Here is a 25,586-nt window from a genome sequence, read left to right as displayed (position 1 = left end):
GGCCGGCTAGGAGAGGTGAAATGGGAGATCCGACAACCATCGCCCTCAACCTGACCTTCTTCGGGACCCTGGCAGTGGCGCTCGTCATGTTCTTCGGTCTCTTTCTGGTCTTCGTGGCCACGCTGGTGATCGCTGGCCTCGGCCGCCTGACCGCGGTGACCGTCATGGCTCTGGGACGAGGCCTGTTCAGGACCGGCGGCAGAACCCCCGACACCGTCGAGCAGAACCTCCCGGTCCGGTCCGTCGGAACCAGCCAGCACCGCCCGGCGAAGGCAGTCAAGCCGGCGAAGGCAGTCAAGCCCGCCAGGCCGGCCAAGAAGGAACCCGCCCTGTCGCCGGACTGGGCCGCGGCCGTCGCGCGGGCCGATGCCCGCGCCGCCGCCCGCGCCAAGGCGGAGGCCGCCCCGGCCGTCAAAGTCTCTGTCCGCGAACTGCCGGACCCCACGGTTCCCGCACGCGACCTCTCGGCCGTGGCACCGCTCGTGGAGTCAGCCACAGACCGGAACGGCCAGCTCGGCACCGTCCCGCCAGCTTTCAAGAAAGCCCCGATGCCCGCCGCGAAGTCCCTGCTGGACACGGGCTCGCTGGTCTCCCTGCACGGCGCCCTTCCGGTCAGCAAGTTGAAGCAGCCAGCCCAGGAGCGCAAAGCCGGCTGAGGCCTTACCCCCGGCAGTCAAGTCGGATACGTTGGAACCCATGGAATTCAGATACCTCGGGAACAGCGGCTTCAAGATTTCGGAAATCACCTTCGGCAACTGGCTCACGCACGGTTCGCAGGTGGAGAACGAGATCGCCACCCAGTGCGTCCGGGCCGCGCTCGACGCCGGTATCAGTACCTTCGATACGGCGGATGTCTACGCCAACACAGCGGCGGAGACCGTGCTGGGCAAGGCCCTCCAGGATGAGCGGCGCGAGTCGCTGGAAATCTTTACTAAGGTCTTCGGCCCCACCGGCCCCAAGGGCCACAACGATCTCGGGTTGTCCCGCAAACACATCCTGGAGGCCATCAACGGCTCCCTGACGCGGCTGCAGACGGACTATGTGGACCTTTACCAGGCCCACCGCTACGACTACGAGACCCCGCTGGAAGAGACCATGCAGGCCTTCGCGGACATCGTGCGGCAGGGCAAGGCGCTCTACATCGGCGTCAGCGAATGGACGGCCAGCCAGATCCGCGACGGCCACGCCCTCGCCAAGGAACTCGGCTTCCAGCTGATCTCCAACCAGCCGCAGTACTCCATGCTGTGGCGGGTCATCGAGGCCGAGGTGATTCCGACGTCCGAGGAGCTTGGCCTCTCGCAGATCGTCTGGTCGCCGATGGCGCAGGGTGTGCTTAGCGGGAAGTATCACCCCGGCAAACCGGCCCCGGAGGGCAGCCGCGCCACGGATTCCAAGGGCGGCTCGAAAATGATCGAGCGCTGGATGTCAAACGAGGTCCTCACCGGCGTACAGCAGCTGAAGCCGATCGCGGACGAGGCCGGGCTGACCATGGCCCAGCTGAGTATCGCCTGGGTGCTGCAGAACAAGAACGTGGCCTCCGCCATCATGGGCGCATCCCGGCCGGAACAGATTGAAGGGAACGTCGCGGCCGCCGGCGTGAAGCTGGACGCCGGGATCATGGAGAAGATCGACGCCGCGATCGGCTCGCTCGCGGAACGCGACCCGGCACAGACCAAGTCGCCCGCCTCCCGGGAAGCCTAGTCCCGTGACCGGCCTGCCCACGCTTGCCGTCACCGGTTCAACCGGACATCTGGGCGGCCTGGTGGCTCGCCTGCTGGCCGACGCCGGCAGCCCGCAGCGCCTGCTCGTCCGCGACCCCGGCCGGGCGCCGGAACTGGAAGGCGGCGTCCCCGTCGTTGTCACCTACGCCGATCAGGTGCTCGCGAAAGCGGCCCTCGAGGGGGTGAAGACGCTCTTTATGGTCTCAGCCGCCGAGGCCGAAGACCGGCTGCAGCAGCACTACACCTTCGTGGATGCGGCGGCCACGGCCGGCGTGCAGCACATCGTCTATACCTCGTTCTTAGGCGCGGCGGCCAACTGCACGTTCACCCTCGGCCGGGACCACTTCGCCACCGAGGAGCACATCAGGGCCTCCGGGATGGATTTCACCTTCCTGCGGGACAACTTCTACCTGGACTTCCTGCCTCTGCTGGCCGGCGAGGACGGGGTTATCCGTGGACCGGCCGGGGACGGCGCCATGGCGGCCGTTGCCCGCGCGGACATCGCCCGTTCCGCCGTGACCGTACTCCGGGATCCCGCCCTGCACATCGGCAGAACATACGACCTGACCGGGCCGGAGGACATCTCGCTGGCGACGGCCGCGGACCTCCTCACCGCCCGGACCGGCCGGACCATCACGTTCCACAACGAGACCCTCGAGGAGGCCTACGCCTCGCGCGCCTCCTACGGGGCGCCGCCGTGGCAGGTGGACGCCTGGGTCAGCACTTACACGGCCATCGCGGCCGGCGAACTGGCCGGGCCGACGTCGGCCGTCCACGAACTCACCGGCCGTGAACCGCTGGGCCTGGCGCAGTTCCTGGCCGAGTCGCACACGATTTAGCTGGGGCTGGCCCAGTATTGACGGCTACCGGGCTGCGGCGTAGACCTGAATACGGGTGACACCGGTCCAAAACCGGGCTGGTCCGGAACAGAATCGCAGTGCCATGCCAAAGCAAATGTCGCGACATTCATCCATCCTGAAGACACCGCGCCACGGCCGGAAGCTCACGCCGCACCCCGGCGAACCGACCCATGGCCCCCTCACGGCGGAGGAACTCCAGCTCGCCGCCCGGAACCATTCCATGCCGCTGGAGGCGTTGCGGTCCGACACCACGCCGCCCGGGCTGCACTATGTGCTGACCCACTTCGACATCCCGTTCATCGACGCCGAGCACTGGCACCTGCAGATCGGCGGCGCCGTGCAGCGGTCCCTGGAACTGAACCTCAAAGCGCTCCGCCGGGCGCCGCAAATCAGTGTCCCCGTGACCCTGGAATGCGCCGGCAACGGCCGCTCATTGCTGCGGCCGCGCCCGCTGAGCCAGCCCTGGCAGCTCGAGGCCGTTGGCACCGCGGTCTGGACCGGGGTCCCGCTTGCCTACCTGCTGGCCCAGGCCGGGGTGGAGGACGATGCCGTGGAGGCGGTGTTCACCGGCGCGGACACGGGAATCCAGGGTGGCGTCGGGCAGCAGTTCGCCCGGAGTCTTCCGATCGCCGAGGCGCTTCGGCCCGACATTGTGCTGGCATACCGGATGAACGACAATGACCTGCCGCCGCAGCACGGCTATCCGCTGCGGATGGTGGTCCCCGGCTGGTACGGCATGGCGAGCGTGAAGTGGCTGTCCTCAATCAAGGTGCTGACCAAGCCGTTCGATGGTTTCCAGCAGGCGGTCGCCTACCGCTACCAGAAGGACGCGGACGACGCCGGCACTCCGGTCAGCTGGATCAAGGTCCGCTCGCTGATGATCCCGCCGGGTGTGCCGGACTTCTTCACCCGGAGCCGGGTGGTGCCGGCCGGTCCGGTGATGCTGACCGGCCGGGCCTGGTCCGGCGAGGGTACGGTGCAGCGTGTCGAGGTGGGAATCGACGGCAAGTGGTTGCCGGCGCAGCTGGGCCACCCGGCCGCGCCCTTCGCCTGGTGCGCCTGGTCCATGCCGTGGGTGGCTGATCCCGGCGACCACGAGCTGGCCTGCCGCGCCACGGACGCCACCGGGGCCACCCAGCCGCTGGAGCAGGCCTGGAACTACCAGGGCATGGGCAACAACGTGGTGCAACGGATCAAGGTGACGGTCCAGTAGCTGGCAGCCCCTGGTTCAGCAGCCCTCGAAGTCCGTCAGCACTTTGACCTTGTCAGCGGAGGCCGATGAGGGATCGAAGGTATAGCCCAGCCACTCCCGCGCGAGCCGGCGGGCGAGTTCCACCCCAACCACCCGCTGGCCCATCGTCAGGATCTGGCAGTCGTTGGACAGCACCGAACGTTCCACGCTGAACGAGTCATGGGCGGTGGCCGCGCGGATGCCGTCCACCTTGTTCGCGGCGATCGCCACGCCTATTCCCGTCCCGCAGAACAGGATGGCCCGGTCCGCGTGACCGTCCCGGATCAGCTCGCCGGCCGCGATGCCCACATACGGGTAGGCCCGGGTGAACTGCTCGGGCGCGTCGCTGCGGTTGACGCCGATGTCGATGATCTCGCTGACCCGCGGGTCGGAGCGGAGGTCCTCGAGGATCCGGTTCTTGTAGTCGACGCCTGCCTCGTCGGCGCCCAGGATGAGCCGGATGCCCGTCATGAGCGTGCCCCCGCCGGCTGCCGGACCGCGGTAAGGTGCGGTCCCATGACGCTGAAGATCATCGCCAGGGAGGTGGCCCCCGGATCGGGAGTCCCCACGCTCTTTTCCGCGAGCGGCCGGGCGCGTCCCTTGCGCGGACGCAGGGCTGCGGTTGCCGCCGCCGCGGCTGTGGCCGCCGCGGATGCTTCCGCCCACATCAGCCCCGGTGCGCCTTTTCCTTCCGCCAGCCGGCGGAACTCTTCCGTGAACGGGATCAGGGCATCCACCATGGTCTTATCACCGGTCTCGGCCTTGCCCAGCTCAACAATCCGGGATCCAAAGGACTGAACCGCGTCGGAAAGCTCGTCCACCCCGGGGGCACCCTGGTTGCCCAGGGACTCGCCGAAGGCCCGCAGGCCCGCGCCCCACAACACACCGGAGGTGCCGCCGGCCTTGTCCGCCCAGGCGTCACCCGCCGCGATGAGCACAGCACCGGCACCCGCACCCCGGACCAGGGCCCCCGCAGCGGCGGCGGCTGCCGCGTCGATTCCGCGGACCATTCCCCGCCCGTGGTCTCCGTCCCCGGCAACAGCATCGAGGTCACCCAACCGCAGTTCGGCGTCATGCAGCGCTTCCCGGGCGGCGCCGAGGGCAGCGACGCAGTTGCCGGCGTACGCACGCGAACCGTCCCCGGCCTCGAACGAGTCAGCGCCGGCGGCATCGTCGACGGTCTCGTCGTCGGACGCGGCCCCCGTCGGGAGGAGCACCGCGCCGCGCCTGTAGGCGGGTGTTTCCGCCGGGGCCGTCCACAGCGGTTCGAGCTCCTCATCCAGCCACGTGACGGTCAGCGAGACGCCGGCCATGTCCAGGCTGGTCACCAGCTCGCCGACCTCCGGCATCACGAGTGTGTACCCTGCGGCCCGCAGCAGCGGGGCGACGGTCAGCCACAGCACAAACAGCTCTTCGTGCTTGGTGGCTCCGAGCCCGTTGAGGATCACGGCGATCCGCCGGCCGGAGCCATGGGGCGTTTCCGCGAGCACCCGGGAAACAAGTTCCTGGCCGAGCTCCCTCGCGGGTGGCAGCGCCGTGTCGAAGAGTCCCGGCTCGCCGTGGATTCCCAGGCCCAGGCCCATTTTCCTGTCCGCAAGCGTGAACAGGGGCGCCTCTGCTCCCGGGAAAGTGCAGCCGTGGAAGGCGCTCCCGATGCTCCGGGTGAGGTCGTTTGCCTTGCGGCCAATCCGGACAACGTCGGCCAGGCCCGCCCCCGCCTCGGCAGCAGCCCCCATGACCTTGAAGACGGTGAAGTCCCCGGCGATGCCGCGGCGCTTGCCGGACTCCGATGGCGGGGCGCTGGCGATGTCATCCGTCACCAGAACGTTCTCCACCGCGATCCCTTCAGCGGCCAGCCGTTCGCTGGCCATCCCGAAATTCATCACGTCGCCGGCATAGTTTCCGTAGGCGAAGACGACGCCGGCGCCGTTCTCCGCGGTCTTCGCCACGGAATACGCCTGCTGCGCCGAAGGCGAGGTGAAGATGTTTCCCACCACGGCGCCGTCGGCCAGCCCGGCGCCAATGAGTCCGGCGAAGGCCGGATAGTGGCCTGAGCCGCCGCCGGCCAGCACAGCAACTTTGGGGTTGACGGAGCGGCGGCGGCGGACGGCACCGCCCGGCACTTGCCGGACCAGATCCGAGTGGAGGTCGCAGAAGCCGGCGAGGGCTTCCTCGGCAAAGTCGGAAGGGTCGTTGAATATTCTGGTCATTGTGGGGCTCTCTGGGCTGCGGTTGCGAAGACTGCTAGTGGATGTGGCTTCCGCCGTTGATGTCGATGGTGGTTCCGGTGAGGTACGCGGATTCCTCGGAGGACAGGAAGGTGATGACGGCCGCTATTTCCTCGGTGCTGGCGTTCCGGCCCACGGGAATTCCAGCGTTGATGGCGGCTTCCTGCTCATCCGTGCTTCCCACCCGGATGTTGGTGTCCACCGCGCCGGGTGTGATGGCGTTGACGGTCACGCCGGTGCTGCCGATTTCACGGGCAAGCGCCTTGGTGAAGCCGAGGATGGCGGCCTTCGCCGCGGAGTACGGGACCTTGCCGAAGACGCCGCCGCCGCGCTGGGCCGAGACGGAGGACATGTTGACGATCCGGCCCCAGCCGCTGGCGATCATGTCCGGCAGGAAAGCCTTGGTGACGAGGTACGTGCCCGTGGAGTTCACCGCCATGACCTTGTTCCACAGCTCCAGCGTGGTCTCCAGGAACGGCACCGGCGAGGTGATGCCGGCGATGTTGGCCAGGGCTCCAACCGGGGGAAGGTGGCCGGAACAGACTTCGGCCGCCACGGCCCGGTAGGCGGCGTTGACGGAATCCTCGCTGGCGACGTCGATCTCGTGGCCGAACGCGGGAACGTTGAATTCGTTGCCGATGTCGGCGGCCACCTTGGCGGACTTCTCGCCGTCGAGGTCCAGGATCACGACGGCCCAGCCGTCGTTGGCGTAGCGGCGTGCGGTGGTGATGCCGATGCCCCGGTCCGAGGTGGCTCCGGTCAGGACGGCGGTGCGCTGGATGGTGTTGCTCATGATGCTCCTTGCGTGGTGTGTGTTGTGTTGCTGGGATCGATTGCTCCGTAACTGCCGTTTTGAGGACTCATAGCGGCAGTTACGGAGCAATCGGTGATCAGATGAGGTCGGTGATGAAGCTGGCGGCCTTGGCAGCCGCGGCCGGGCGTTCCTCGTGGGTGACGTCCCGGGTTTCGAGTTCGAGCGAGAAATGGCCGGTGTAACCCTGCGCGGCGAGGGCCCGGAGCCCTGCCGCAAAGTCCGCGTGGCCGTTGCCGATGCTGAGATTGATGTTTCCGGGGACTGCGTCCCGCAGGTGGACGTGGGAAATCCGGCCCTCATGGCGCCGGAGGTACTCGAGGGGATCCTCGCCCGCGGCCACAATGTGGCTGAAGTCCATAACAACTCCGACGCCGGATCCCGCCAGGCGCTGGGCCAGCAGTTCGGCGCGCTCGAGGTTCCGGCAGAACCGGAGGAAGTGCAGGGATTCGGTCCAGAGCTCGACGCCGAAATCGGCTGCGCGCTGCCCGGCCCGGATCAGCCCGGCGGCGATGGTGTCCAAGTCCTTCTCGAGGCTCCGTACCGGTTCGTGGCTCAGGGCTCCGCAGGGAAGGACCAGTGCCTTGGCGCCGGTGCCGGCCGTGAGGGTGAGCAACGCGTCCAGGTGCCGTTCGCGGGCCGCCTGCCCGCCGGCGTCGAGCACGGCGTTCAGGTCCCCGACGTCCCCGTTGACCGAGCGGACCAGCAGCCCCGAGGCGACGACGTCGGCCGTCACCGAGGCGACAGCACCGGCGTCGAGGCCGTAGGGGACATGATCACAGACCCCGGGGAGCGCGCCGAGGTCGATTTCCTCGAAGCCAAGGTCCGTCATGGTGCGCAGCGCCGTGCGCAGGTCCTGGTGCCGGAAGCTGATGGACGAGCAGCCGAGTCGGGTGTTGAACATCGTCGTTGATCCTCTGGTTGCGCCCGGGGGCGGTGGTGATGCAGACCACACTACGGAAGTTGACTGTCAACAGTCAACCCTAGAAGTTGACTGTTGACAGTGGCCTATGGCGCGGGTCACACTGGCGTATCATTTGTTAACAGTCGACAGTGATGGCGCGGAGGCGTCAGTCGCTCTTCGAAAGGGATTCACAATGAGCAAAGAAGCTCTGACCATGAGGGGCCCGATCCACGGCACCAAGGACGCAAGGCGGGTCGCCATCGGCTCCGGTGTCGGCGCGGTGATCGAGACCTATGACTTCATCGGTTTCGGCACGGCAGCCGCCCTGTATTTCGGCACAGCCTTCTTCCCCACCGGCGACCCGGTGACGGGAACCCTCGCCGCCTTCGCCACTCTGGGCGTCGGGTTCGCCGCCCGTCCCATCGGCGGCATCATCGGCGGCCACCTCGGTGACAAACTCGGCCGCAAGCCCGTTCTCGTGGCATCCCTGATCCTGATGGGCATCGCAACCTTCATGATCGGCCTGCTCCCCACCTACAGCCAGGTCGGCCTGCTGGCACCCGCGCTGCTTGTCTTCGTCCGCATCGTCCAGGGCCTGGCCTTCGGTGCCGAGTGGGGCGGCGCGATCCTGATGAGCTACGAACACGCCCCGTGGAAGTCCAAGGGCAAGTACACCGGCATCGTCCAGGCCGGCTTCCCGGTGGGACTCCTGCTGGCCAACCTGGTGTTCCTCTTCAGCGTCCAGCTCGGCGGCGAACTGGCCTGGCGCATCCCGTTCCTGGCCAGCATCGTGCTTGTCGCCGTCGGCCTGATCATCCGTTCCAAGGTCCCCGAGTCCCCCGTCTTTGACGAAGTCAAGGACAGCGGCGACATCGTGAAATCTCCAATTGTCGAGGTCCTCAAGACCGACTGGCGCAACATCGTCAAGGGCATCGGCCTCCGCATCGCCGAGACCGCCGGCTACGCCGTCTCCATCACCTACATGATTTCCTACCTCAACAGCCAGCACCTGGCCGACAAGACCCAGACCCTCGTGACCCTCTGCATCGCCTCGGCCATCGGCATCTTCGCCACCCAGGCCTGGGCCCGCCTCACGGACAGGATCGGCCGCCGCCCCCTCTACATCTGGTCCTGCGCCTTCGCCCTGCTGTTCGGCATCCCCATGTTCCTGCTGGTCAACACCGGCCTGTTCATCCTGATCATCGCGACCCTCGTGATCTCCTACGCCGTGTGCCAGAACTCCCTCGCCGGCGCCCAGGGCGCCTGGTTCCCGGAGCTCTTCCAGGCCAAGACCCGCGCCTCCGGCGCCTCGCTGGCCTACCAGATCTCGGCCATGGTCTCCGGCTTCACCCCGTTCATCACCACCCTGCTGTTCGTCAGCTTCGGCTGGATGGGCCCGGCACTGCTCTTCAGCCTCTACGCCGCCATTGGCCTCTGGGCCGCCGTCGTCACCCGGGAAACCTGGGGCAAGCGTGAGCGCCAGCTCGCGGACGAGGCCAGCAAAAGCGCCCCCGAGTCGGTGAACGTCTGATGGCAGCGACTCAGACGCTGCACACGGACGCGCGCATTCCCGGCCAGACCGCAACCGAGCGCACGGAGCGCGTCCGCGGCGCCGCGTACCGGATCCGGCACCATGCCCTGAACATGGGCGAGGTCCAGGGCCAGGGCTACGTGGGCCAGGCCCTGGGCGCGGCGGACATGCTCGCCGCCGTCTACGCGGACCAGCTTCGGTTCCGCGCCGGCGACCCTGGATGGGAGGGCCGGGACCGGTTCCTGCTCTCCACCGGCCACTACGCGATCGGGCACTACGCTGCGCTGGCCGAAGCCGGGATCCTCCCGGTCGAGGAACTCGACACCTACGGCTCGGATGATTCCCGGCTCCCGATGTCCGGGATGTCCACCTACACCCCGGGCATGGAAATCTCCGGCGGTTCCCTGGGACACGGGCTCTCCATCGCGGTCGGCATCGCTCTGGGCCTGCGCTACCAGGGCTCGGCGGCGAGGGTCTACAACTTCCTCTCCGACGGCGAACTCGACGAAGGCTCCACCTGGGAGGCCGCAATGGGCGCCCACCACCACCAGCTCGGAAACCTCACCGCCATGGTCGACATCAACGCCCTGCAGGCCGACGGCAAAACCGACACCGTGCTCCGCACCGAACCCGTCACCGAAAAATGGGAAGCCTTCGGCTGGTACACCCAGCGCGTGGACGGCAACAACACCGCCGCGCTGCTCGCGGCGTTCGACAACGCCGCCGCCCAGGCCGCGGCGGAGGGCAGGCCCTCCGTGATCCTGTGCGACACCAAAGTCGGCCGCGGCGTGCCGCTGCTGGAAGACCGGGAAAAGGCGCACTTCATGCGCATCGAGGAACACGAATGGCAGACCTGCCGCGAGCAGCTGACCGCCGGACACGAAGAAAAGGCCACCCGATGAGCACCACCACCGCACCGAAGCTGAAAACCTCAGCCATGATCGCGTCCTTCGCGGACCCCGGCCAGAAAACCAGGTCCGCCCCGTTCGGGCACGCCCTGGTCAACGCCGCACAGGAGAACGACAAAATCGTCGGCCTGACCGCGGACCTGGGCAAATACACCGACATGCACATCTTCGCCCAGGCCTACCCGGAACGGTTCTTCCAGATGGGCATGGCCGAACAGCTGCTCTTCGGCGCCGCCGCCGGCCTGGCCGAAACCGGGCTGATCCCCTTCGCCTCCACGTACTCCGTCTTCGCCGCCCGGCGCGCCTACGACTTCCTCTGCCTCGACGCCGCTGAACCCAACCTCAACGTCAACATCGTCGGGGGCCTCCCCGGCCTGACCACAGGCTACGGCCCCAGCCACCAGGCCACCGAAGACATGGCCATTTTCCGCGGCATGCCCAACCTGACCATCGTGGACCCCTGCGACGCCCTCGACATCGAACAAGCCGTCCCCCAGCTCGCAGCCAGCGAAGGACCCACGTACCTGCGGCTTCTGCGCGGCAACGTGCCCACCGTCCTGGACGAATACGACTACACCTTCGAACTCGGCAAAGCCAAAGTCCTGCGCGGCGGCACCGACGTCGTCTTCATCTCCAGCGGGCTCATGACCATGCGCGCCCTCCAGGCCGCAGACGCTCTCACCGCGCACCACGTCGACGTCGCCGTCGTCCACACCCCCACCATCAAACCCTTCGACACCGCGACCGTCCTCGCGGAACTCAACACCGACCGACTCGCCCTCACCCTGGAAAACCACAGCGTCATCGGCGGACTCTTCGAAACCGTCGCCTCCGCCGTCGTCACCGCAGGCCTCGGCAAACGCGTCGTCCCCGTCGCCCTCCCCGACGAGTTCCTCGACGCCGGGGCCCTGCCCACCCTCCACGACCGATACGGACTCACCGTCCAGAAAATCGTCGCAAAAGTCCTCTCAGAGCTGGGATAGCTTGCGGCAACGGAGAAGCGCGGCGCAGGCACTGACCTGTTCCGCGCTTCTGCCGTAGGATCAACAGTTAACACACCAACGGTTGACAGTAGTTTGTCAACCGTCTTCCGCGATATTGAGGACACACGCAATGGCCGGAGCTACAGCACCGCTGCTGGGACTCGAGAAGAAGAGTCTCCGCGAACAGGCATTGTCCGCACTGCGCATCGCCATTACCAGCGGCGAACTGGAGCCCGGGCGGCACCTCGTGGAGACCGAGTTGTCGGACATGCTGCAGATCAGCCGTGGGACCCTGCGTGAGGCGTTGCGCCAGCTCGAGCAGGAGGGTCTGCTCTCTGCCGGGCCGCGTGGCAGGCTGTCGGTGCGCCACCTGGACGCCAAGGAAATCCGCGACATCTTCGCGGTGCGTGCCGCACTCGAATCGCTCGCTGCCCGGACCCTCTGCGAGTTGCCGGACCGGGTGCAGGTGACCGCCTCGCTGCGCACCGCGATCGAGGCCATGGCGGCCGCGGCCAAGGCCAGCCTGGAAGAGCGGATCGAATCCGACCTCGAGTTCCACCGGACAATGTGCCGCCTTACCGGCAACGAGACCCTGCTTCACTCCTGGGAGTCCCTCGAGGGTTCCATCCGCATGTCGATCATGTACGCCGGCGTGGAGCGGGCCGTCAGCAACATGAGTGTGGACCGTCACTACGACATCGTTACGGCGATCGAGTCCGGCGACGCCTCGCTCGCGCGGCAGACCATCCTCGAACACATGGACGGCGCCGCGGCGAATCTGGTCGCGTAGCCCCTAATAGTCCACGATCGCACCGGCGGAGATGTTGACTGTTGCGTCGGTGATGGCCCCGGCCTTGTCCGAGGCCACAAAGCAGGCGACGTTTCCGACGTCGGCCAGGGTTGCGGTGCGGTTGAGGTGGGCGGACTTGGCGATCTCCACGATGATCTCCTCGCGCCCTTCCGTCTGCCACGGGATCGTCTCGATGATGCCGCCGGACACCATCGTCACCACCCGGATTCCGTGTTTGCCCAGTTCCAGGGCCCATTGCCGGCGCAGTCCTTCCATCGCATCCAGTGCCACTTTGAAGCCGCCGAGCCCGGGCAGCGTCTGAGGTCCGGAGCCGCCGAACATCAGCACGACCCCCGAGCGCTGCTTGATCATGTGCGTCGCCGCGGCCCGGGTGGTGAGGAAATGGGTACGGGTGGCCAGAGTGATGGGCTGGGTGAAGTCGTTGACGTCAATGTCCATGAGTGGCTGTTGGATGTCGCCGAAGGAGATGGCGTTGAAAGAGATGTCGATCCGCTTGTTCTTCTTGGCCACCCGGTCCACAAACGCGTCGACGTGTTCCTCGTCCAGGGCGTCGACGACGGCGGTTTCCGCCCGGCCGCCCTCCTCCAGGATGTCCCGGGCCACCTTCTCCAGCCGCGACGCAGTGCGTCCGGCGAGGTGCACATAGGCGCCCTCGGCCGCGAATGCCCGGGCCACGGCGCCGCCGATGGAACCCCCCGCACCGTAGACCAGCGCGGTCTTGCCCTGCAGCAGCCCGCCTCCCGGCACCTCGTTGTTCAGCATGGTCGCCTGCCTCCCGCGGTGGAGTGGTAAATTCCCTCCACTATGTTCTTGCCGGGGTCCGCTGGCAAGAGGAATCGGTCAGTCCGGGAGGCGGGGGGGTCCGCGGCGGGCTAGGCGCGCGGCGGGTTGTCCGGGCCGGCGGGGGCTTCCGGACTGTCCGCGCTTGAGGCCGCAGGCCCGCCGATGCCGTAGAAGCCTGCCTGGCCCTCGGCCGGCCCGGGCGGGGCAGGATTTGTCACCCCGCTGGACCCGCCGGGAGGAACCGGTGCGTATCCTGGCCCGGCAGGAGGCACCGCAGGGAGAAAAACGGGGGCGTCCCCCGGATCCCGCGGCCCCATGTCCAGGTGGAACGGCGGGTATTCGTCGCGCATCAGGGAAACGTAGGCGCCAACGCGGTAGACCCAGCGGTTCAGGCCCATCAGGAAGTCGAAGAGCCCCCTCGAGTACACGCCGGTGAACAGCAGGACGACCCCGGCGATGAGGACCAGCAGCCCGAGCAGCGAGACGCCGGCGCCGACCTGCACCCAATGGCCGTCGCGGTACACCCAGGTCTGGGCCGTGCCGGTCAGCAGCGCGACGATCAGCAGGTGTGGGATGGCCAGCAGCCAGGACTTCACGAGCACCAGGCCGCGGGACAGTTTCTCGGGATAGTCGACGTCGAAGTCAGCCGGGTAGTCGGTGCGCTCCAGGGTGAAGGGCGGATAGATGTCCGTGCCGAGCGCCCCGTAGGAGTAGAAGGCCACGCGCCAGCTCCAGCGGAGCACCCCGACGTTGAAGTTGAACAGCGAGCGCGGGTAGCGCCCGGTGAACAGGATCGCGAACCACGCCACGATGGTGACCACGCCGAAGGCAAACCAGAGGAAGAAGAGCACGATGAAGTGCGGGATCGCCAGGAACCACTTGACCAGCCACTTCCAGCGGGACAGGTTCGGGTCCAGGTAGCCGCTGAGCCGGGCCGGATAAGCGACGCCGGAACCCGGCAGGACGCCCGGCACCGCACCCGGCACCGCTCCCGCCGCGTAGAGCTGGGGGGCGGCCGCCCCCGTCATGGGCCGGCCCTGCCCGGGCGGGGGTTGCGGCTGCCCGGGCTGGGGCGGTCCGCTCCTGCCGCGGCCCAGTCCGGCGGCGCCGAACACAATCAGGGGAATACCGATGAGCAGGAACACGATCCCGCCGACCAGCAGCCCGACGAAGACGGGCCACAGCAGGTTGGAGCGGGCTCCGGCCTTCATGTCCACGGCCACAGGGGCGCTGCCGTCGGCGTTCATGATCACCACGGCCCAGCTGCCGGAGCGCAGGTCCCATTCGAGCTGCTGCTCCCCCGCGCCCGTGGCGGACGCGGCCCAAAAGCTCTGGTCAGCGGGCTTCGCCGGAACCCTGGCTCCGGCCACATCCCGGTACTCCACCCGGAACGGGTTGAACCCCACCTCGGTGATCTCCGAATGGCTGACGCCGTCCAGATAGGCCGCGACTGCGCTCCGCGGACCCACGCCGATGAAGATTTCCTTGCCGGAAACCGCCGAACCGCTCAGCATGAGACTTCCAACGACGCCAACCGGGACGGTGTCCGGCACACCGCCCTCGGTCATGATGTCGAGGCGGGGTGTTGTCAGTGCGTAGGAGTTCGTGACGTACCGTTCCGACGGCGTCGTGAAGTACCCGTTGTCGCGCTGCAGGTAGTTGGCGAAGCCCGCGGCGCCGGCGCCTGCCAGCAGACCCAGCCCGAGGAGGGCGCTGAGCGTTCCCAGCACCAGCATGACTATCCGGCCTGGTCGCATGGCCGCCGTCCTTTCAGATGACTCAGATCAGCAGACTCAACTCGTGAGTGAGGTGAGTAGGGTTCGTGCCCAGCCCTCGGCTTTCTCGATTTCGCCCTCGCGCAGCGGACCCTCGCTGCCCAACACGAAGAAGGGCATGGGTTCGGCGATGATGTCTGCCCCGCCTGCCTTCAGGGCATGGGTGATCTTCTTGGCGGCATCCCCATGGATGAACATCCGGACCCGGGTGTCGAACGCCGCGGCTTTGACACCCTTGAGGGAACCGTCTCCCAGGGCAGCGAGCAGCGCGGTGATCTTCGGCGTCGGGCGCCATCCGTTGATGGGGCTGCCGACCACCAGGAGGTCCCCCGCCGCGAGCGCCTCGGGCTTGAAGTCGGCGACAGGGACGGAGCTCGCCTGCAGCCCGCTTAGCGAGCCGGCGATCGCCTCGGCTACCGATCTGGTGTTGCCGTACGCCGAATCGTAGACAACCAGGGCCTTCATGCCGTGATCACGACCTTGAGCGCCTTGGTTTCCGCGGCCCGGGCGAAGGTGTCGTAAGCCTCCAGGAACTGGTCGAAACGGAAGTGGTGGGTGGCGAACTTCCCCGCCGGCACCTTGTTCTGGGCAACGAGTTTGAGCAGCATCGGGGTGGTGTTGGCATTGACCAGGCCCATGCTGATGTTGATGTTCTGGATCCAGAGGTTTTCCACATGCAGCTCCACCGACTTGCCGTGCACGCCGACATTGGCCACGTTGCCGCCAGGGCGCACGATGTCCGTGCACATGCTGAAGGTAGCGGGGATGCCGACCGCCTCGATCGCCACGTCCACACCCTGCCCGTCGGTCAGCGCGAGCACCTGCTCCTTCCAGTCGGCGTCGCCGGAGAGGACGACGTCGGTGGCGCCGAACTCGCGGGACTTTTCCAGCCGGTTCGGGTCAAGGTCGACGGCGATGATGGTGGCGGCTCCGTAGAGACCAGCAGTGGCGATGGCGGCGAGCCCGACCGGGCCGGCGCCGACGACGGCGACCGTGTCGCCCGGCTTGACGCGGCCGTACTGCACCCCGATCTCGAAGCCGGTGGGGAGGATGTCGGAGAGCATCACGGCCTGTTCGTCGGTGACGCCCGCAGGGAGAAGATGGAGGGAGTTTTCGGCGTAGGGGACACGGACGTATTCGGCCTGGGTGCCGTCGATCAGGTGGCCGAACACCCAGCCGATGCCGGATGCCCCTTCCTCGCCCATGCAGTGCGAGTAGAGGCCGGTCTTGCAGTTGGCGCAGTGGCCGCAGGACTTGATGCAGGAAATGATGACGCGGTCACCCACCTTAAGGCTGGTGACCGAGGAGCCGACTTCGGTGATGGTTCCAACGCCTTCGTGGCCCAGGATCCGGCCCTTGGTCACGGCAGGAACGTCTCCCTTGAGGATATGGAGGTCCGTGCCGCAGATCGTGGTGGTGTCCACTTTGACGATCACGTCGCTGGGATTCTGGATCTTGGGATCGGGGACGTCCGTCCAGGACTTCTCTCCGGGACCACCGTAGACGAGGGCTTTCATGCGTTCTCCTTGATTCTGAGGATGGTCGGCGGATCCACTATGCGCAGGCGGCACGGTGTTACCGAGGCGTCGATGCCGGATGACACGACTGACCTGCGGGCGTGCTCGTGGAGTTCTTCAATGGCCTCAGCGCTCACGCGGGCGTGGGCAAGGTCCACCACGATTTCGTAGCCAGGAAGTTTGGCCGTCACGCGGCGGCAGACGACATAGAGGGCCCGGATGTTTGCCGGTGTGACGACGCCCCGAACGTTGACCCGGGCCGACTCTTCCATGGCGTCGATCCGGATGAGAACCCTCATGCGGGGATCCCCGTGGGAGGGGTGTGCGTGGTAGGAGGCGGCACGGCTGCCGTGTTGCCTGTGGGTCACGGGGCATCAGAGCTCCCGCGCAACCCGTAAGCGGACTCATAAGTGCAAAAATCGCTGGTGACAGTCATGTTGGCTGCGGTCTTCCGCCCCGGTCCCGCAGGCGCGGGAAAGAGCGGAATGCCTTTTCCTTCCCCAAGGTTCGAGCGAGACCGTACAACTGACAAGCAAGCAGTTCATTCCCCAATGGCCGTGCAGGAACCGCCCCAAATCCAGAATGGTGGGTGCGTGTTTGGGGTGCAAGGGGCGAAAGTCCCGCCTCCGGCGCTTTGCAGCCCCTAACCTGTTTCCTATGCCTGAGACTCCTGAAGATGCCGTGCATGATCTCGTCCTCGCCTCGGTCCGGCTCCCCGGCGGGGCGGAGCTGTACGACGTCCACGTGGCCAACGGCGTGGTTTCGCGGATCAGTCCCGCAGGCATGACCCGTGCCTCCGCATCCCGGGTGGTGGACCTGGACGGCCGGTACGTCATCCCGGGGCTGTGGGATGAACATGTCCACATGACGCAGTGGGCCCTGGCCGCCAACCGGATCGATCTCTCCGGCGCGGCCTCGGCGCGTGCGGCGGCCGACGTCGTGCGTTCTTATCTGACCGGCCCTGACGACGGCGGCCTGACGGTGGTGGGCGTCGGATTCCGGGACGCTGTCTGGGCGGATGTCCCCCGCCTGGAGCTGCTCGACGGCGCTACCCGTGGTGTGCCGACGGCGCTGCTGAGCCACGACCTGCACTGCGTCTGGCTCAACAGTGCGGCGGCTTCCCGTTACGGCGTGGCGGTGGACGCGTCCGGGCTGCTGCGCGAGGAGCCGGCCTTCGAACTGACCCGTGAGCTGGGGAAACTGCCGGACGCCGTGGTGGATGCCTGGGTGCGGGACTCCGGGAAGGCAGCGGCCGCGCGCGGGATCGTGGGGATCGTCGACTTCGAAATGACCTGGAACCGGGACGTCTGGCTGCGCCGCGTGGCGGGCGGGTTCGATTCCTTCCGGGTGGAGGCCGGCGTCTATCCGCAGGATCTGGCGCGGGCCATAGCGGAGGGGATGCGGACCGGGCAGGAGCTCGACGGCGGGGCGGGGCTGTTGCGGGTGGGCCCGCTCAAAGTGCTGATCGACGGCTCGCTGAACACCCGCACGGCATACTGTGTGGATCCGTATCCGCACGGCGGCCGCGGACTGCTCACTGTGAGCGAGACGGAGCTGCTGGAACTACTGGTCCGCGCCAGGGAGTCCGGCCTTGTCCCGGCGGTGCACGCGATCGGCGACGGCGCCAACGAGGTCGCGCTGAATGCCTTCGCCGCCGCCGGGATCGCCGGGCGGATTGAGCATGCCCAGTTTATCCGCGGCCAGGACTTCGCCCGCTTCGGCGAGCTGGGCCTCACGGCGAGCGTCCAGCCCGCCCATGCCCTGGATGACCGCGATGCTGCCGATTCCAACTGGGCCGGGCGCACGGACCGGGCGTTCCCGCTGCGGTCACTGCTGGCCGGCGGTGCCACGCTGGCGCTGGGCTCCGATGCGCCTGTGGCGCCGCTGGAGCCATGGACCGCGATGTCGGCTGCCACCACCCGGTCGCGGCAGGACGGGCGGGAACCCTGGCACCCGGAGCAGGCCCTCACCCGGCAGGAGGCCCTGGCAGCGTCAACTCGCGGACGTGCCCGGATCCGGGTGGGGGATCCGGCGGATTTCGCGGTGCTCGACGGCGATCCCCTGGCGGTATCCGACGCTGTCTTCGCGGCGATGCCGGTGGCCGCAACGCTCGTGGCGGGGCGGTTTACGCACGGCGGGGCCTGACCGGCTGAATCAGCTGCCCTTGACCCGCGCCTGGACCAGGTTGGCGAACGGCAGCCGGCCGTACTCGTCCACGAACGCGGCGTGGTATCCAGCTTCGGCCTCGTTCAGCTGCTCAACGGGCAGCTCCTTCCACGCGACGATCAAAGAGCCGGCCGCGGCGAGCTGCCAGATCAGCCGGCCGTCCCAGTGGCCGGGCGGTTTGCCGTTGCCGAAGTCGACGAATTCCTGGATCTGCCGGCGCAGCCCGCGGTTGCCTTTGCTGCCGGGGCCGGCCTTGCCCATATAGAGGACGTCGGCGCCGACGACCCATTCGGCGGCGAGCACTTCGGCCTTCAGCGTGGGGTCCTTCTTCTTGAAGACGCCGGCCGTGCTCTTCGCCAGGAACTGCGGCCGGAAGCCCTCGGGCCGCAGCACCGCGAAGATACCGGGTTTCTGCGGGATCCGGTTGATGTCCAGGTCCCCGAGCGGGCGGAACCCGGTGAACCCGTCCTGTTTCAGTGACTGTCTGTTGAGCGGCATAGGTTCCTTGGATCGGGCGCGGGCGTTCCTTCAAAGCTTACGGATACGCGGGTTCCGGGGCCGCCCTAAATGTCTGAGGTGCTCGATAGTTTGGATTCATGAACGGCGAGCAGGAGCCCGGCATGGCTCCAATAGCGGCAACAGATATGACGGTCGCAGAGGTGGCCCGGGCGCTGGCCGCTGTTCGGCCCGCCCGGGACAGCGCCGGATTGATCAACCAAATCCGTGAACTCGAGGACGCGAAGTCCGCCGCGGCCGCGTCGCAGGCCCGCTTCGCCGTCACGTTGGATTTGCTCCAGCGCCGAGGACAGTCCGACGCCGGGATGCCCGCGGCCGAGCTCGGCACCGGGGTCGGCGCGCAGATCGCCCTCGCCCGGCGCGAATCACCGGCCAAGGGCGGCCGGCTGCTGGGCCTGGCCAAGGCTCTGGTCACCGAGATGCCCCACACAATGGCGGCGCTGGAATCCGGGCAGCTGAACGAATGGCGCGCCACTTTGCTGGTCAGGGAAACGGCCTGCCTGACCGCGGAGGAGCGGGCCGCCGTCGACGAGGAACTCGCGCCCGACACCGGTACCTTCGACGGGGCCGGAGACCGGAAGATCATCGCCGCGGCCGGGGCGGCCGCGTACCGGCGGGACCCGCGCACCGTCACGCAGCGGGCCAGCCACGCCGCGACCGAACGGCACGTCAGCCTCCGCCCGGCCCCGGACACCATGTGCTACCTCACCGCCCTGCTCCCGGTCGCCGCCGGGGTCGCCGTCCATGCGGCGCTCACCCGGCACGCCGACACCCTCCGCAACGCCGGGGACCCCAGGACGCGCGGGCAGCTCATGGCCGACACCCTCGTCGAACGCACCACCGGCACCCCTGGAGGAATCACCGGCGTCGAGATCCAGCTCGTCATGACCGACCGCACCCTCCTCCGGGGCGACAGCGAACCCGCCCGACTCCCCGGCTACGGCATCGTCCCCGCCGGCTGGGCCCGGCAAATGCTCGCAGGCTCCGGTAATAGGAGGGGGCCCGGCACACGCGCCGGGAACCCCACGGAGGCCGACAGCGACGGAGGCAAAGACAGCGACACTGACGCTGACACCGCCACGAGTCATGACCTGAAGGTCTGGCTCCGCCGGCTCTATACCGCTCCCGGTCCCGGGGAGCTGGTCGCGATGGACTCCCGCGCCCGGATCTTCCCGCCCGGGCTCCGCCGCCTCATCCAGGTCCGGGACAACACCTGCCGAACACCGTTCTGCGACGCCCCCATCCGGCACCTGGACCACATCATTCCCTGGCACCACGGCGGCCTTACTACTCAAGCCAACGGCGCCGGGCTCTGCGAAGCCTGCAACCACGTCAAAGAAACCCCAGGTTGGACCGTCAGGCCCCGGCCAGGACCCAGACACACCCTCGAAATCCAAACCCCCACCGGCCACAACTACCACTCCACCGCACCGCCACTCCCGGGTACCTCGCCGCCGGGAAGCGGTTTGAACGGCGACCAGCTAACGGCCCAGGTGATGCCCGACGCAGCCGCGCCGCCCGCGGATACCAACCGCCGCCGCAAACGCCGGCACCACACCAAGACCCTCAGACGGGCGCAGACCAGGAGCCGAAAAACCGTCGTCTACGGCATCGCCGCGGTCTGAATCCAACCTGCATCCTGCGAAATCGGCCCCTGGCCAGCCAAGAGCTACCGGCCGAACCAGGCCTCCGTCAGGGACACGTCAGCTTCCAGGGTGCAGTCCCCTGCCGAGTGCCCGAGCGCCAGCCGGTAGCTGCCACCGGCGGTATGCCACTGCCCGCGGGCGGTGTTATAGGACGCCAGCAGCCGCGAATCAACGGCCAGCGAGACGGTCCGTGATTCGCCGGGCTCGAGGTCCACCCGTTCGAATCCGAGCAGCCGCATCCGGGGTCCTGCCGGATCCTCAAGGACGTAGAGCTGGGGCACGTCCGCCCCGCGGCGCGGCCCCACATTGGTGACAGTGAATTCGGCCCGCACCCCGCCCCGGTCCTGCACCGTCAGGTCTCCACGACCGAACCGGGTGTAGCTGAGTCCGTGGCCGAAGGGGAACAGGGGTTCCTGCCCGGTTTTCGCGAACCAGCGGTAGCCGACGTCGGATCCCTCGTGGTAGTTGACCGTCGTCGGGGTTCCCCACGGTGTGCCGAGGCCCGGGAGTTCCGGCCGCGGTGTCTGGTCCAGGCCTGTCGGGAAGGTCAGCGGGAGTTTCCCGGAGGGGTTGGTGACGCCGGCGAGGATTTCGGCGATCGCCTGGCCCCCGCACTGGCCGGGATACCAGGCCGCCAGGACGGCTCTGACCTTCGGGAGCCACGGCATCGCGACAGGGTTGCCGGTCTCGAGGACGACGACGGCGTTCGGGTTGGCCTCCGCGACGGCCTCGATCACGGCGTCCTGCCCCCAGGGCAGGGAAAGGTCCGCGTTGTCGTAGCCTTCGCCCTCCACCCGGATGCCGAACACGATGGCGACGTCGGAACGGCGGGCCAGCAGCGCCGCCTCGCCCGGGCTCATCCCGGGGTCGTATTCGATCTCGGCGTCGGGCAGCAGCTTCTGCAGTTCCGCCAGCGGCGAGGAGGGCCGCAGGTACAGGTTCCGCATGCTGCCCATGATGCCGGGGCCGCCGATGGAATGGATTTCGGCGTAGCCGCCGGGCGGCGTGACGGCGCTGGAGCCGCAGCCGGCCGGTACCCCAAGCTGGGCATGTCCCCCGATAACGGCAATCCTGAAGGGCGCGCCGGCACTGGACGGCGCCGCCAGCGGCAGCATGCCGTCGTTCTTCAGGAGGACGATCCCCTGCCGCGCCGTCTCGAGGGCGATGTCGGCGTGGGCGGCGAGGTCGACGTCGGGCGTTCCCTCCCAGCGGTCGATGCCGACGTCGAAGATGGCGAAGAGGATGCGCTGCGCCATCTCGGAGAGGCGTTCCTTGGGGAAGTCACCCGCCGCGTAGGCCGCGCGCAGCGGGGCGGTGAAGCTCTCCTGTCCCCACATCATCACGTCGATCTGCGCGCCGGATTCCTGGTCCAGGCCCCCCAGGGCGAAGTCCCTCGGACAGGTACTCGAAGTTCCGGCCGTTGCGCGGGTCGCGGTGGAGATTAAGTCCGCCGGCGAGCTGGACGTTAAGGCCTTTGCTCCGGGCTTCCCGACCCACCAGCTGTCCGGATCTGCGGGCGAGTTCCGGGTTAAAGCTGGCGCCGAGCGCGATGGAGGCCGGAAGCGCTGTGGCGGTATCCCCTCGCGGTAGCCCGGGTTGGTCACGCCCAGGCTCGCGTCGCTCATCAGCAGGGCGGGGATGCCCAGCCGCGGGATCCCCGGAGTGTAGCCGGCGCTCATCGGGACGCCGTCAGGGATGCGCGGATCCTTGTCCTTGAGCACCTCGTTGGTGCCCATGACACTGATCAGTAGCGAGAAGTGCTCCTCGTCCGTCAGCTGCGCCTCAACGTCCCGGGCCCGCTTCATCGCTGCTGAATTCACGCGTTGCCTGCTTTCGGGGTCATCCCGGCGGGCGCAGAGGAAACGGACATGCGGCCCGGGCTCGGGGCGTCTTCGCCTTAAATGCGAGGCCTGCAGGTACCTTCGCGATCTCGCTATGAGATGGCTCGGACATTTTCATGTCCTGAACGACCCGGCTTAATCAGATGGCTACCTGCAGGCAATTTAATCGTACGCCCGGTGGCCGGGCCGTGACTAGGGGCCGAACGCCTCTGGCCGCAATCCGACCCAAAGAACGCCCCAGCGCCCAAAAGCGTAGAGTGGAACCAGACGCCTGATTCTGGACGCCGAGCGCTGAGGGAGAAATCGTGACGATTGACTGGGACGAAAAGAAGACCCTGCTACAGGAACCGAACATCGCCGCCGTAACGCAGCTTTGCGACGAACTGATGGAAAAGAAGCCGGGGTCGGTCGTCCCCTACATCGACCCCGTCCATGACGAGGACGAGTGCCGGATCGTCAGCCTCCACATCGCCCCGGGCAAGGGCACCGAGTCGGGCTTCGTCTCCCACTTCAACGATGACGAGGCCGCCCGCCGTGCCACCTCCATCTACGAGGCCGTCGAGCTCGACCCCCGCTACGTGATGCCGTGGAACGCCTACCCCTGGGTCCGCGATCCCGAGCTCCCCTCCGCGCTGAACGTCCAGGAGAAGACGGACGGCCTGCGGCCCTTCCGCCAGTTCCTCAAGATCAACAGGCGGGTCTCCGCCGTCATCGCCCACGGCGCCGACGCCCATGCCTTCCTGACACTCTTCGAGAAGACCTACCACTCCTCCCTGAAGAACCGCGGCGTCAAGATCTACAAGGCAACCGCACTCGGCGGCCGCGCCTTCGCCGTTTCGGCGGCCAAGCAGGAGGAACTCCTGAGCAAGAACGTCGAGGTCTACAAGGACGCCATGCAGCGGGCAGGCATCCAGCACCTCTAGAAGTGTCGCCTGACCGGAAAGAGGCACCCCCATGTCACAGAATCCCGGATCAAAACTCGCAATTGTCGGCGCCGGCAGTGTCGGCACCTCCCTCGCCTACGCGGCGCTGATCCGCGGCTCGGCCAGCAACGTCGCCCTCTTCGACGTCAACGCCACCAAGGCCGAGGCAGAGGTGCTGGACCTGGCCCACGGCACCCAGTTCGCCGCCGCAGCGGCAACCGTCACCGGCGGCGGGGATATCTCCGCGACGGAAGGGGCCGACGTCGTCGTCATCACCGCCGGGGCGAAACAGGCGCCGGGTCAAACGCGGCTGGACCTGGCCGGCACCAATGTCCGCATCCTCGAACAGCTCATGCCGCAGCTGCTCGCGCACTCCCCGGACGCCGTCTACGTGCTGGTGACCAATCCCTGCGATGTCCTGACCGTCGCGGCGCAGAAGATCTCCGGCCTGCCGTCGTCGCGCATTTTCTCCTCCGGCACGGTGCTCGACACGTCCCGGCTGCGCTGGCTGCTGGCGCGCAAGGCAGGCGTCTCCCTCACCAGCGTCCACGCCAGCATGGTGGGCGAGCACGGCGACACCGAATTCCCCATCTGGTCCGGTGCCACAATCGGCCCGGTCCCGATCCGCAACTGGGAGGTCGACGGCGAACGCGTCTTCACGTCCGACTACCTCGCCGAGACCGCGCGGGAAGTGACGCAGGCCGCCTACAAGGTGATCGCCGGGAAGGGCGCCACGAACTACGCGATCGGGCTGTCCGGCGCGCGCATCGTGGAGGCCCTGCTGCGCGCGGAGAACGCCGTCCTGCCGGTGTCGACCGTGCTGGACGGCCAGTACGGAATCACCGGAGTGGCGCTGTCGCTGCCCAGCATCGTGGGCCACGTGGGGGTCCATTCGGTGCTGGATACCCCCATGGACGACGGCGAACTCGCCTCGCTGCACCACTCGGCGGAGACCCTGCAGCAGAGTTTGGCGACGCTGGGGATCTAGGGGATCTGAGGCGCGCTTGCCGTAGCGAAAACGGGCACCACTGTCACTGAGCCCAGGTGCGGCAGGACGTGCCGGAGCCCGCGTTCCATGTTGGACGTCACCGAGGCGAGCTCCACCATGTGAACGTCCGGCGCGATCGGCACCGTGACCTCGACGTGCAGCCGGTGGCCGGACCAGCGCAGCCGGGCGGTCCCACCGGCCCTGGAATGTTGATCAATGACGGCCTCGACCTGCTGCGTCAGTTCAGGATCGACGCCGTCCATCAGCCGCCGTCCGACGTCACGCACGGTGCCCCACAGGAGGACCACGATGGCGGCCGAAATCAGCAGGCCCACGATGGGGTCCGCGAGCGGGAAGCCGAGCCAGACGCCGATGACGCCCGCGACGACCGCCAGCGAGGTGAAACCGTCCGTCCGGGCGTGGATACCGTCGGCCACCAGGGCGGCGGAACCGATCCGCCGGCCGACACGGATCCGGTAGATGGCGACGAGTTCGTTGCCGGCGAAGCCCACCAGCCCTGCGGCGAGCACCCAGCCGAGGTTGTGAACGGGCTGGGGTTCAAAGAAGCGGCGGATGGATTCGACGGCCGCCACCACCGCGGAGAGCGCGATCATCGCCACGATGAACAGCCCGGCGAGGTCCTCGGCCCGGCCGAACCCGTAGGTGTACGTCCGGGTGGCCTTGCGGCGGCCCAGCAGGAACGCGATCCACAGCGGGACCGCTGTCAGGGCGTCGGAGAAGTTGTGCACCGTGTCCGCCAGCAGCGCCACGGAGCCGCTGATCAGTACGATCACGAGCTGGAAGAGCGAGGTGGCGGCGAGCCCGAGCAGGGAGACCTTGACCGCACGGATGCCCTGGGAGCTGGATTCGAGCGCCTCGTCGATGGAGTCCGCGGCGTCGTGCGAGTGCGGGACGAAGACCGACTGGAGCCAGCCCTTCAGCCCGGTGGCGTGGGTGTGTCCGTGCGGACCGTGGCTGTGGTTGTGGTCGTGCGGGTGCTCGTGCTCGTGCGGGTGCTCATGGCCTTCGCCGTGGCTGTGTTCGTCCACGGCGTCCGACGGGCGGTTCATGCGCTGTGCCGCTGGGCAGTGCCGAGCGCGTGCTCGGCCTGGTGGATCGCATCCATCACCAATTGGCGGGCGTGATCATTCTGCAGCCGATAAAAGACCTTCGTGCCCTCCTGCCGGGTGGCGACCATGCCGCCCAGCCGCATCTTGGCCAGGTGCTGGGAGACAGCTGCAGCCGGCTTCCCCACGCGCTCAGCCAGGACGTTGACGGGCAGCTCACCCTCCCCCAGTGCCAGGATCAGCCGGACACGCGTGGCATCGGCCAGCATGGAGAACACCTCGACGGCCAGCTCCACGTGGGGACTGTCGACCTCAACCTGCATATCTGCATTCATACGCAGATAGTGTCATACTTGTGCCGGCCGGCCAACTGCTA

At 67.7% G+C, this 25,586-nt stretch carries 25 protein-coding genes; 12 read left to right on the top strand and 13 right to left on the bottom strand.

Features of this window, described 5'->3' with window-relative positions; all coding sequences use genetic code 11:
- Positions 1-20: 20 nt before the first annotated feature.
- The 4 genes from GXK59_RS18520 to GXK59_RS18505 all read left to right on the top strand — a co-directional run bounded on the left by GXK59_RS18520 (position 21) and on the right by GXK59_RS18505 (position 3,794).
- Complete coding sequence (locus GXK59_RS18520) at positions 21-656, top strand: hypothetical protein (RefSeq protein ID WP_160668817.1); 636 nt, start codon at positions 21-23, stop codon at positions 654-656.
- A 40-nt stretch (positions 657-696) separates the two neighbouring features.
- Positions 697-1,701: an aldo/keto reductase family protein gene (locus GXK59_RS18515; RefSeq protein WP_160668816.1), complete on the top strand. Its 1,005-nt coding sequence runs from the start codon at positions 697-699 to the stop codon at positions 1,699-1,701.
- 4 nt (positions 1,702-1,705) lie between these two features.
- Complete coding sequence (locus tag GXK59_RS18510) at positions 1,706-2,560, top strand: SDR family oxidoreductase (RefSeq protein WP_160668815.1); 855 nt, start codon at positions 1,706-1,708, stop codon at positions 2,558-2,560.
- A 115-nt stretch (positions 2,561-2,675) separates the two neighbouring features.
- A complete protein-coding gene (locus GXK59_RS18505; RefSeq protein WP_160668814.1) occupies positions 2,676-3,794 on the top strand; it encodes a sulfite oxidase in 1,119 nt (372 codons plus the stop codon).
- Between the two features lie 15 nt (positions 3,795-3,809).
- On the opposite strand, the gene GXK59_RS18500 is transcribed toward GXK59_RS18505, so the two are convergent.
- The 4 genes from GXK59_RS18500 to GXK59_RS18485 all read right to left on the bottom strand — a co-directional run bounded on the left by GXK59_RS18500 (position 3,810) and on the right by GXK59_RS18485 (position 7,755).
- Complete coding sequence (locus GXK59_RS18500; protein WP_160668813.1) at positions 3,810-4,283, bottom strand: ribose-5-phosphate isomerase; 474 nt, start codon at positions 4,281-4,283, stop codon at positions 3,810-3,812.
- Positions 4,280-6,022, bottom strand: coding sequence for a dihydroxyacetone kinase family protein (locus tag GXK59_RS18495; protein ID WP_160668812.1), 1,743 nt, complete (start codon positions 6,020-6,022; stop codon positions 4,280-4,282). The genes GXK59_RS18500 and GXK59_RS18495 overlap by 4 nt, the downstream gene beginning before the upstream one ends.
- A gap of 34 nt (positions 6,023-6,056) precedes the next feature.
- Positions 6,057-6,833, bottom strand: a complete 777-nt coding sequence (locus GXK59_RS18490; protein ID WP_160668811.1) for an SDR family NAD(P)-dependent oxidoreductase — start codon at positions 6,831-6,833, stop codon at positions 6,057-6,059.
- Between the two features lie 97 nt (positions 6,834-6,930).
- Entirely contained in the window at positions 6,931-7,755 is an 825-nt protein-coding gene (locus tag GXK59_RS18485; RefSeq protein WP_160668810.1) for a sugar phosphate isomerase/epimerase family protein, read from the bottom strand.
- Positions 7,756-7,948: 193 nt separating this feature from the next.
- Between GXK59_RS18485 and GXK59_RS18480 the strand changes: the two genes are divergently transcribed.
- From GXK59_RS18480 to GXK59_RS18465, 4 genes are all read left to right on the top strand, one after another.
- On the top strand, positions 7,949-9,286 hold the full coding sequence (locus GXK59_RS18480) for an MFS transporter (RefSeq protein WP_160668809.1): 1,338 nt from the start codon (positions 7,949-7,951) through the stop codon (positions 9,284-9,286).
- Positions 9,286-10,188: a transketolase gene (locus tag GXK59_RS18475; RefSeq protein WP_160668808.1), complete on the top strand. Its 903-nt coding sequence runs from the start codon at positions 9,286-9,288 to the stop codon at positions 10,186-10,188. Before GXK59_RS18480 ends, GXK59_RS18475 begins: the two co-directional genes overlap by 1 nt.
- The gene (locus GXK59_RS18470) at positions 10,185-11,177 is read left to right on the top strand and encodes a transketolase family protein (RefSeq protein ID WP_160668807.1); all 993 of its coding nucleotides are present in this window, start codon (positions 10,185-10,187) and stop codon (positions 11,175-11,177) included. Before GXK59_RS18475 ends, GXK59_RS18470 begins: the two co-directional genes overlap by 4 nt.
- 130 nt (positions 11,178-11,307) lie before the next feature.
- Positions 11,308-11,967 (top strand): GntR family transcriptional regulator, encoded by a 660-nt coding sequence (locus tag GXK59_RS18465; protein ID WP_160668806.1) that lies wholly within the window; start codon positions 11,308-11,310, stop codon positions 11,965-11,967.
- Between the two features lie 3 nt (positions 11,968-11,970).
- Here GXK59_RS18465 and GXK59_RS18460 read toward each other — a convergent pair whose 3' ends face one another.
- The 5 genes from GXK59_RS18460 to GXK59_RS18440 form a co-directional block, all read right to left on the bottom strand.
- On the bottom strand, positions 11,971-12,750 hold the full coding sequence (locus GXK59_RS18460; protein ID WP_160668805.1) for an SDR family NAD(P)-dependent oxidoreductase: 780 nt from the start codon (positions 12,748-12,750) through the stop codon (positions 11,971-11,973).
- Between the two features lie 110 nt (positions 12,751-12,860).
- Positions 12,861-14,528, bottom strand: coding sequence for a DUF4389 domain-containing protein (locus GXK59_RS18455; RefSeq protein WP_160668804.1), 1,668 nt, complete (start codon positions 14,526-14,528; stop codon positions 12,861-12,863).
- A 36-nt stretch (positions 14,529-14,564) separates the two neighbouring features.
- Positions 14,565-15,011, bottom strand: coding sequence for a flavodoxin family protein (locus tag GXK59_RS18450; protein ID WP_160668803.1), 447 nt, complete (start codon positions 15,009-15,011; stop codon positions 14,565-14,567).
- Entirely contained in the window at positions 15,008-16,063 is a 1,056-nt protein-coding gene (locus GXK59_RS18445; protein ID WP_160668802.1) for a zinc-dependent alcohol dehydrogenase family protein, read from the bottom strand. Before GXK59_RS18445 ends, GXK59_RS18450 begins: the two co-directional genes overlap by 4 nt.
- A complete protein-coding gene (locus GXK59_RS18440; protein ID WP_160668801.1) occupies positions 16,060-16,362 on the bottom strand; it encodes a hypothetical protein in 303 nt (100 codons plus the stop codon). The genes GXK59_RS18445 and GXK59_RS18440 overlap by 4 nt, the downstream gene beginning before the upstream one ends.
- A 358-nt stretch (positions 16,363-16,720) precedes the next feature.
- Between GXK59_RS18440 and GXK59_RS18435 the strand changes: the two genes are divergently transcribed.
- Positions 16,721-18,208, top strand: a complete 1,488-nt coding sequence (locus GXK59_RS18435) for an amidohydrolase (protein ID WP_160668800.1) — start codon at positions 16,721-16,723, stop codon at positions 18,206-18,208.
- A 9-nt stretch (positions 18,209-18,217) separates the two neighbouring features.
- On the opposite strand, the gene GXK59_RS18430 is transcribed toward GXK59_RS18435, so the two are convergent.
- Complete coding sequence (locus GXK59_RS18430; RefSeq protein ID WP_160668799.1) at positions 18,218-18,727, bottom strand: hypothetical protein; 510 nt, start codon at positions 18,725-18,727, stop codon at positions 18,218-18,220.
- 146 nt (positions 18,728-18,873) lie between these two features.
- Between GXK59_RS18430 and GXK59_RS21065 the strand changes: the two genes are divergently transcribed.
- Positions 18,874-20,370 (top strand): HNH endonuclease, encoded by a 1,497-nt coding sequence (locus tag GXK59_RS21065; protein ID WP_443094321.1) that lies wholly within the window; start codon positions 18,874-18,876, stop codon positions 20,368-20,370.
- Between the two features lie 44 nt (positions 20,371-20,414).
- Here GXK59_RS21065 and GXK59_RS18420 read toward each other — a convergent pair whose 3' ends face one another.
- Entirely contained in the window at positions 20,415-22,211 is a 1,797-nt protein-coding gene (locus GXK59_RS18420; protein WP_202129165.1) for a glycoside hydrolase family 3 protein, read from the bottom strand.
- 326 nt (positions 22,212-22,537) lie between these two features.
- Here GXK59_RS18420 and GXK59_RS18415 point away from each other — a divergent pair, with 326 nt between their 5' ends.
- Positions 22,538-23,155, top strand: a complete 618-nt coding sequence (locus GXK59_RS18415; RefSeq protein WP_024367265.1) for a uracil-DNA glycosylase — start codon at positions 22,538-22,540, stop codon at positions 23,153-23,155.
- 31 nt (positions 23,156-23,186) lie between these two features.
- Complete coding sequence (locus GXK59_RS18410; protein ID WP_160668797.1) at positions 23,187-24,143, top strand: L-lactate dehydrogenase; 957 nt, start codon at positions 23,187-23,189, stop codon at positions 24,141-24,143.
- Here GXK59_RS18410 and GXK59_RS18405 read toward each other — a convergent pair.
- Entirely contained in the window at positions 24,140-25,213 is a 1,074-nt protein-coding gene (locus GXK59_RS18405) for a cation diffusion facilitator family transporter (RefSeq protein ID WP_160668796.1), read from the bottom strand. The two genes, GXK59_RS18410 and GXK59_RS18405, sit on opposite strands and share 4 nt — an antisense overlap.
- Positions 25,210-25,545 carry an ArsR/SmtB family transcription factor gene (locus GXK59_RS18400; RefSeq protein WP_160668795.1) on the bottom strand — a complete coding sequence of 112 codons (336 nt, stop codon included), beginning with the start codon at positions 25,543-25,545 and terminating at the stop codon, positions 25,210-25,212. The genes GXK59_RS18405 and GXK59_RS18400 overlap by 4 nt, the downstream gene beginning before the upstream one ends.
- Positions 25,546-25,586 lie beyond the last annotated feature (41 nt).

The sequence above is a fragment of the Pseudarthrobacter sp. ATCC 49987 genome (assembly GCF_009928425.1).
In the GTDB taxonomy this organism is placed as follows: Bacteria; Actinomycetota; Actinomycetes; order Actinomycetales; family Micrococcaceae; genus Arthrobacter.
The sequence above is the reverse complement of the archived record's forward strand: the minus strand, read 5'-3'. Positions and strand labels throughout refer to the sequence as shown.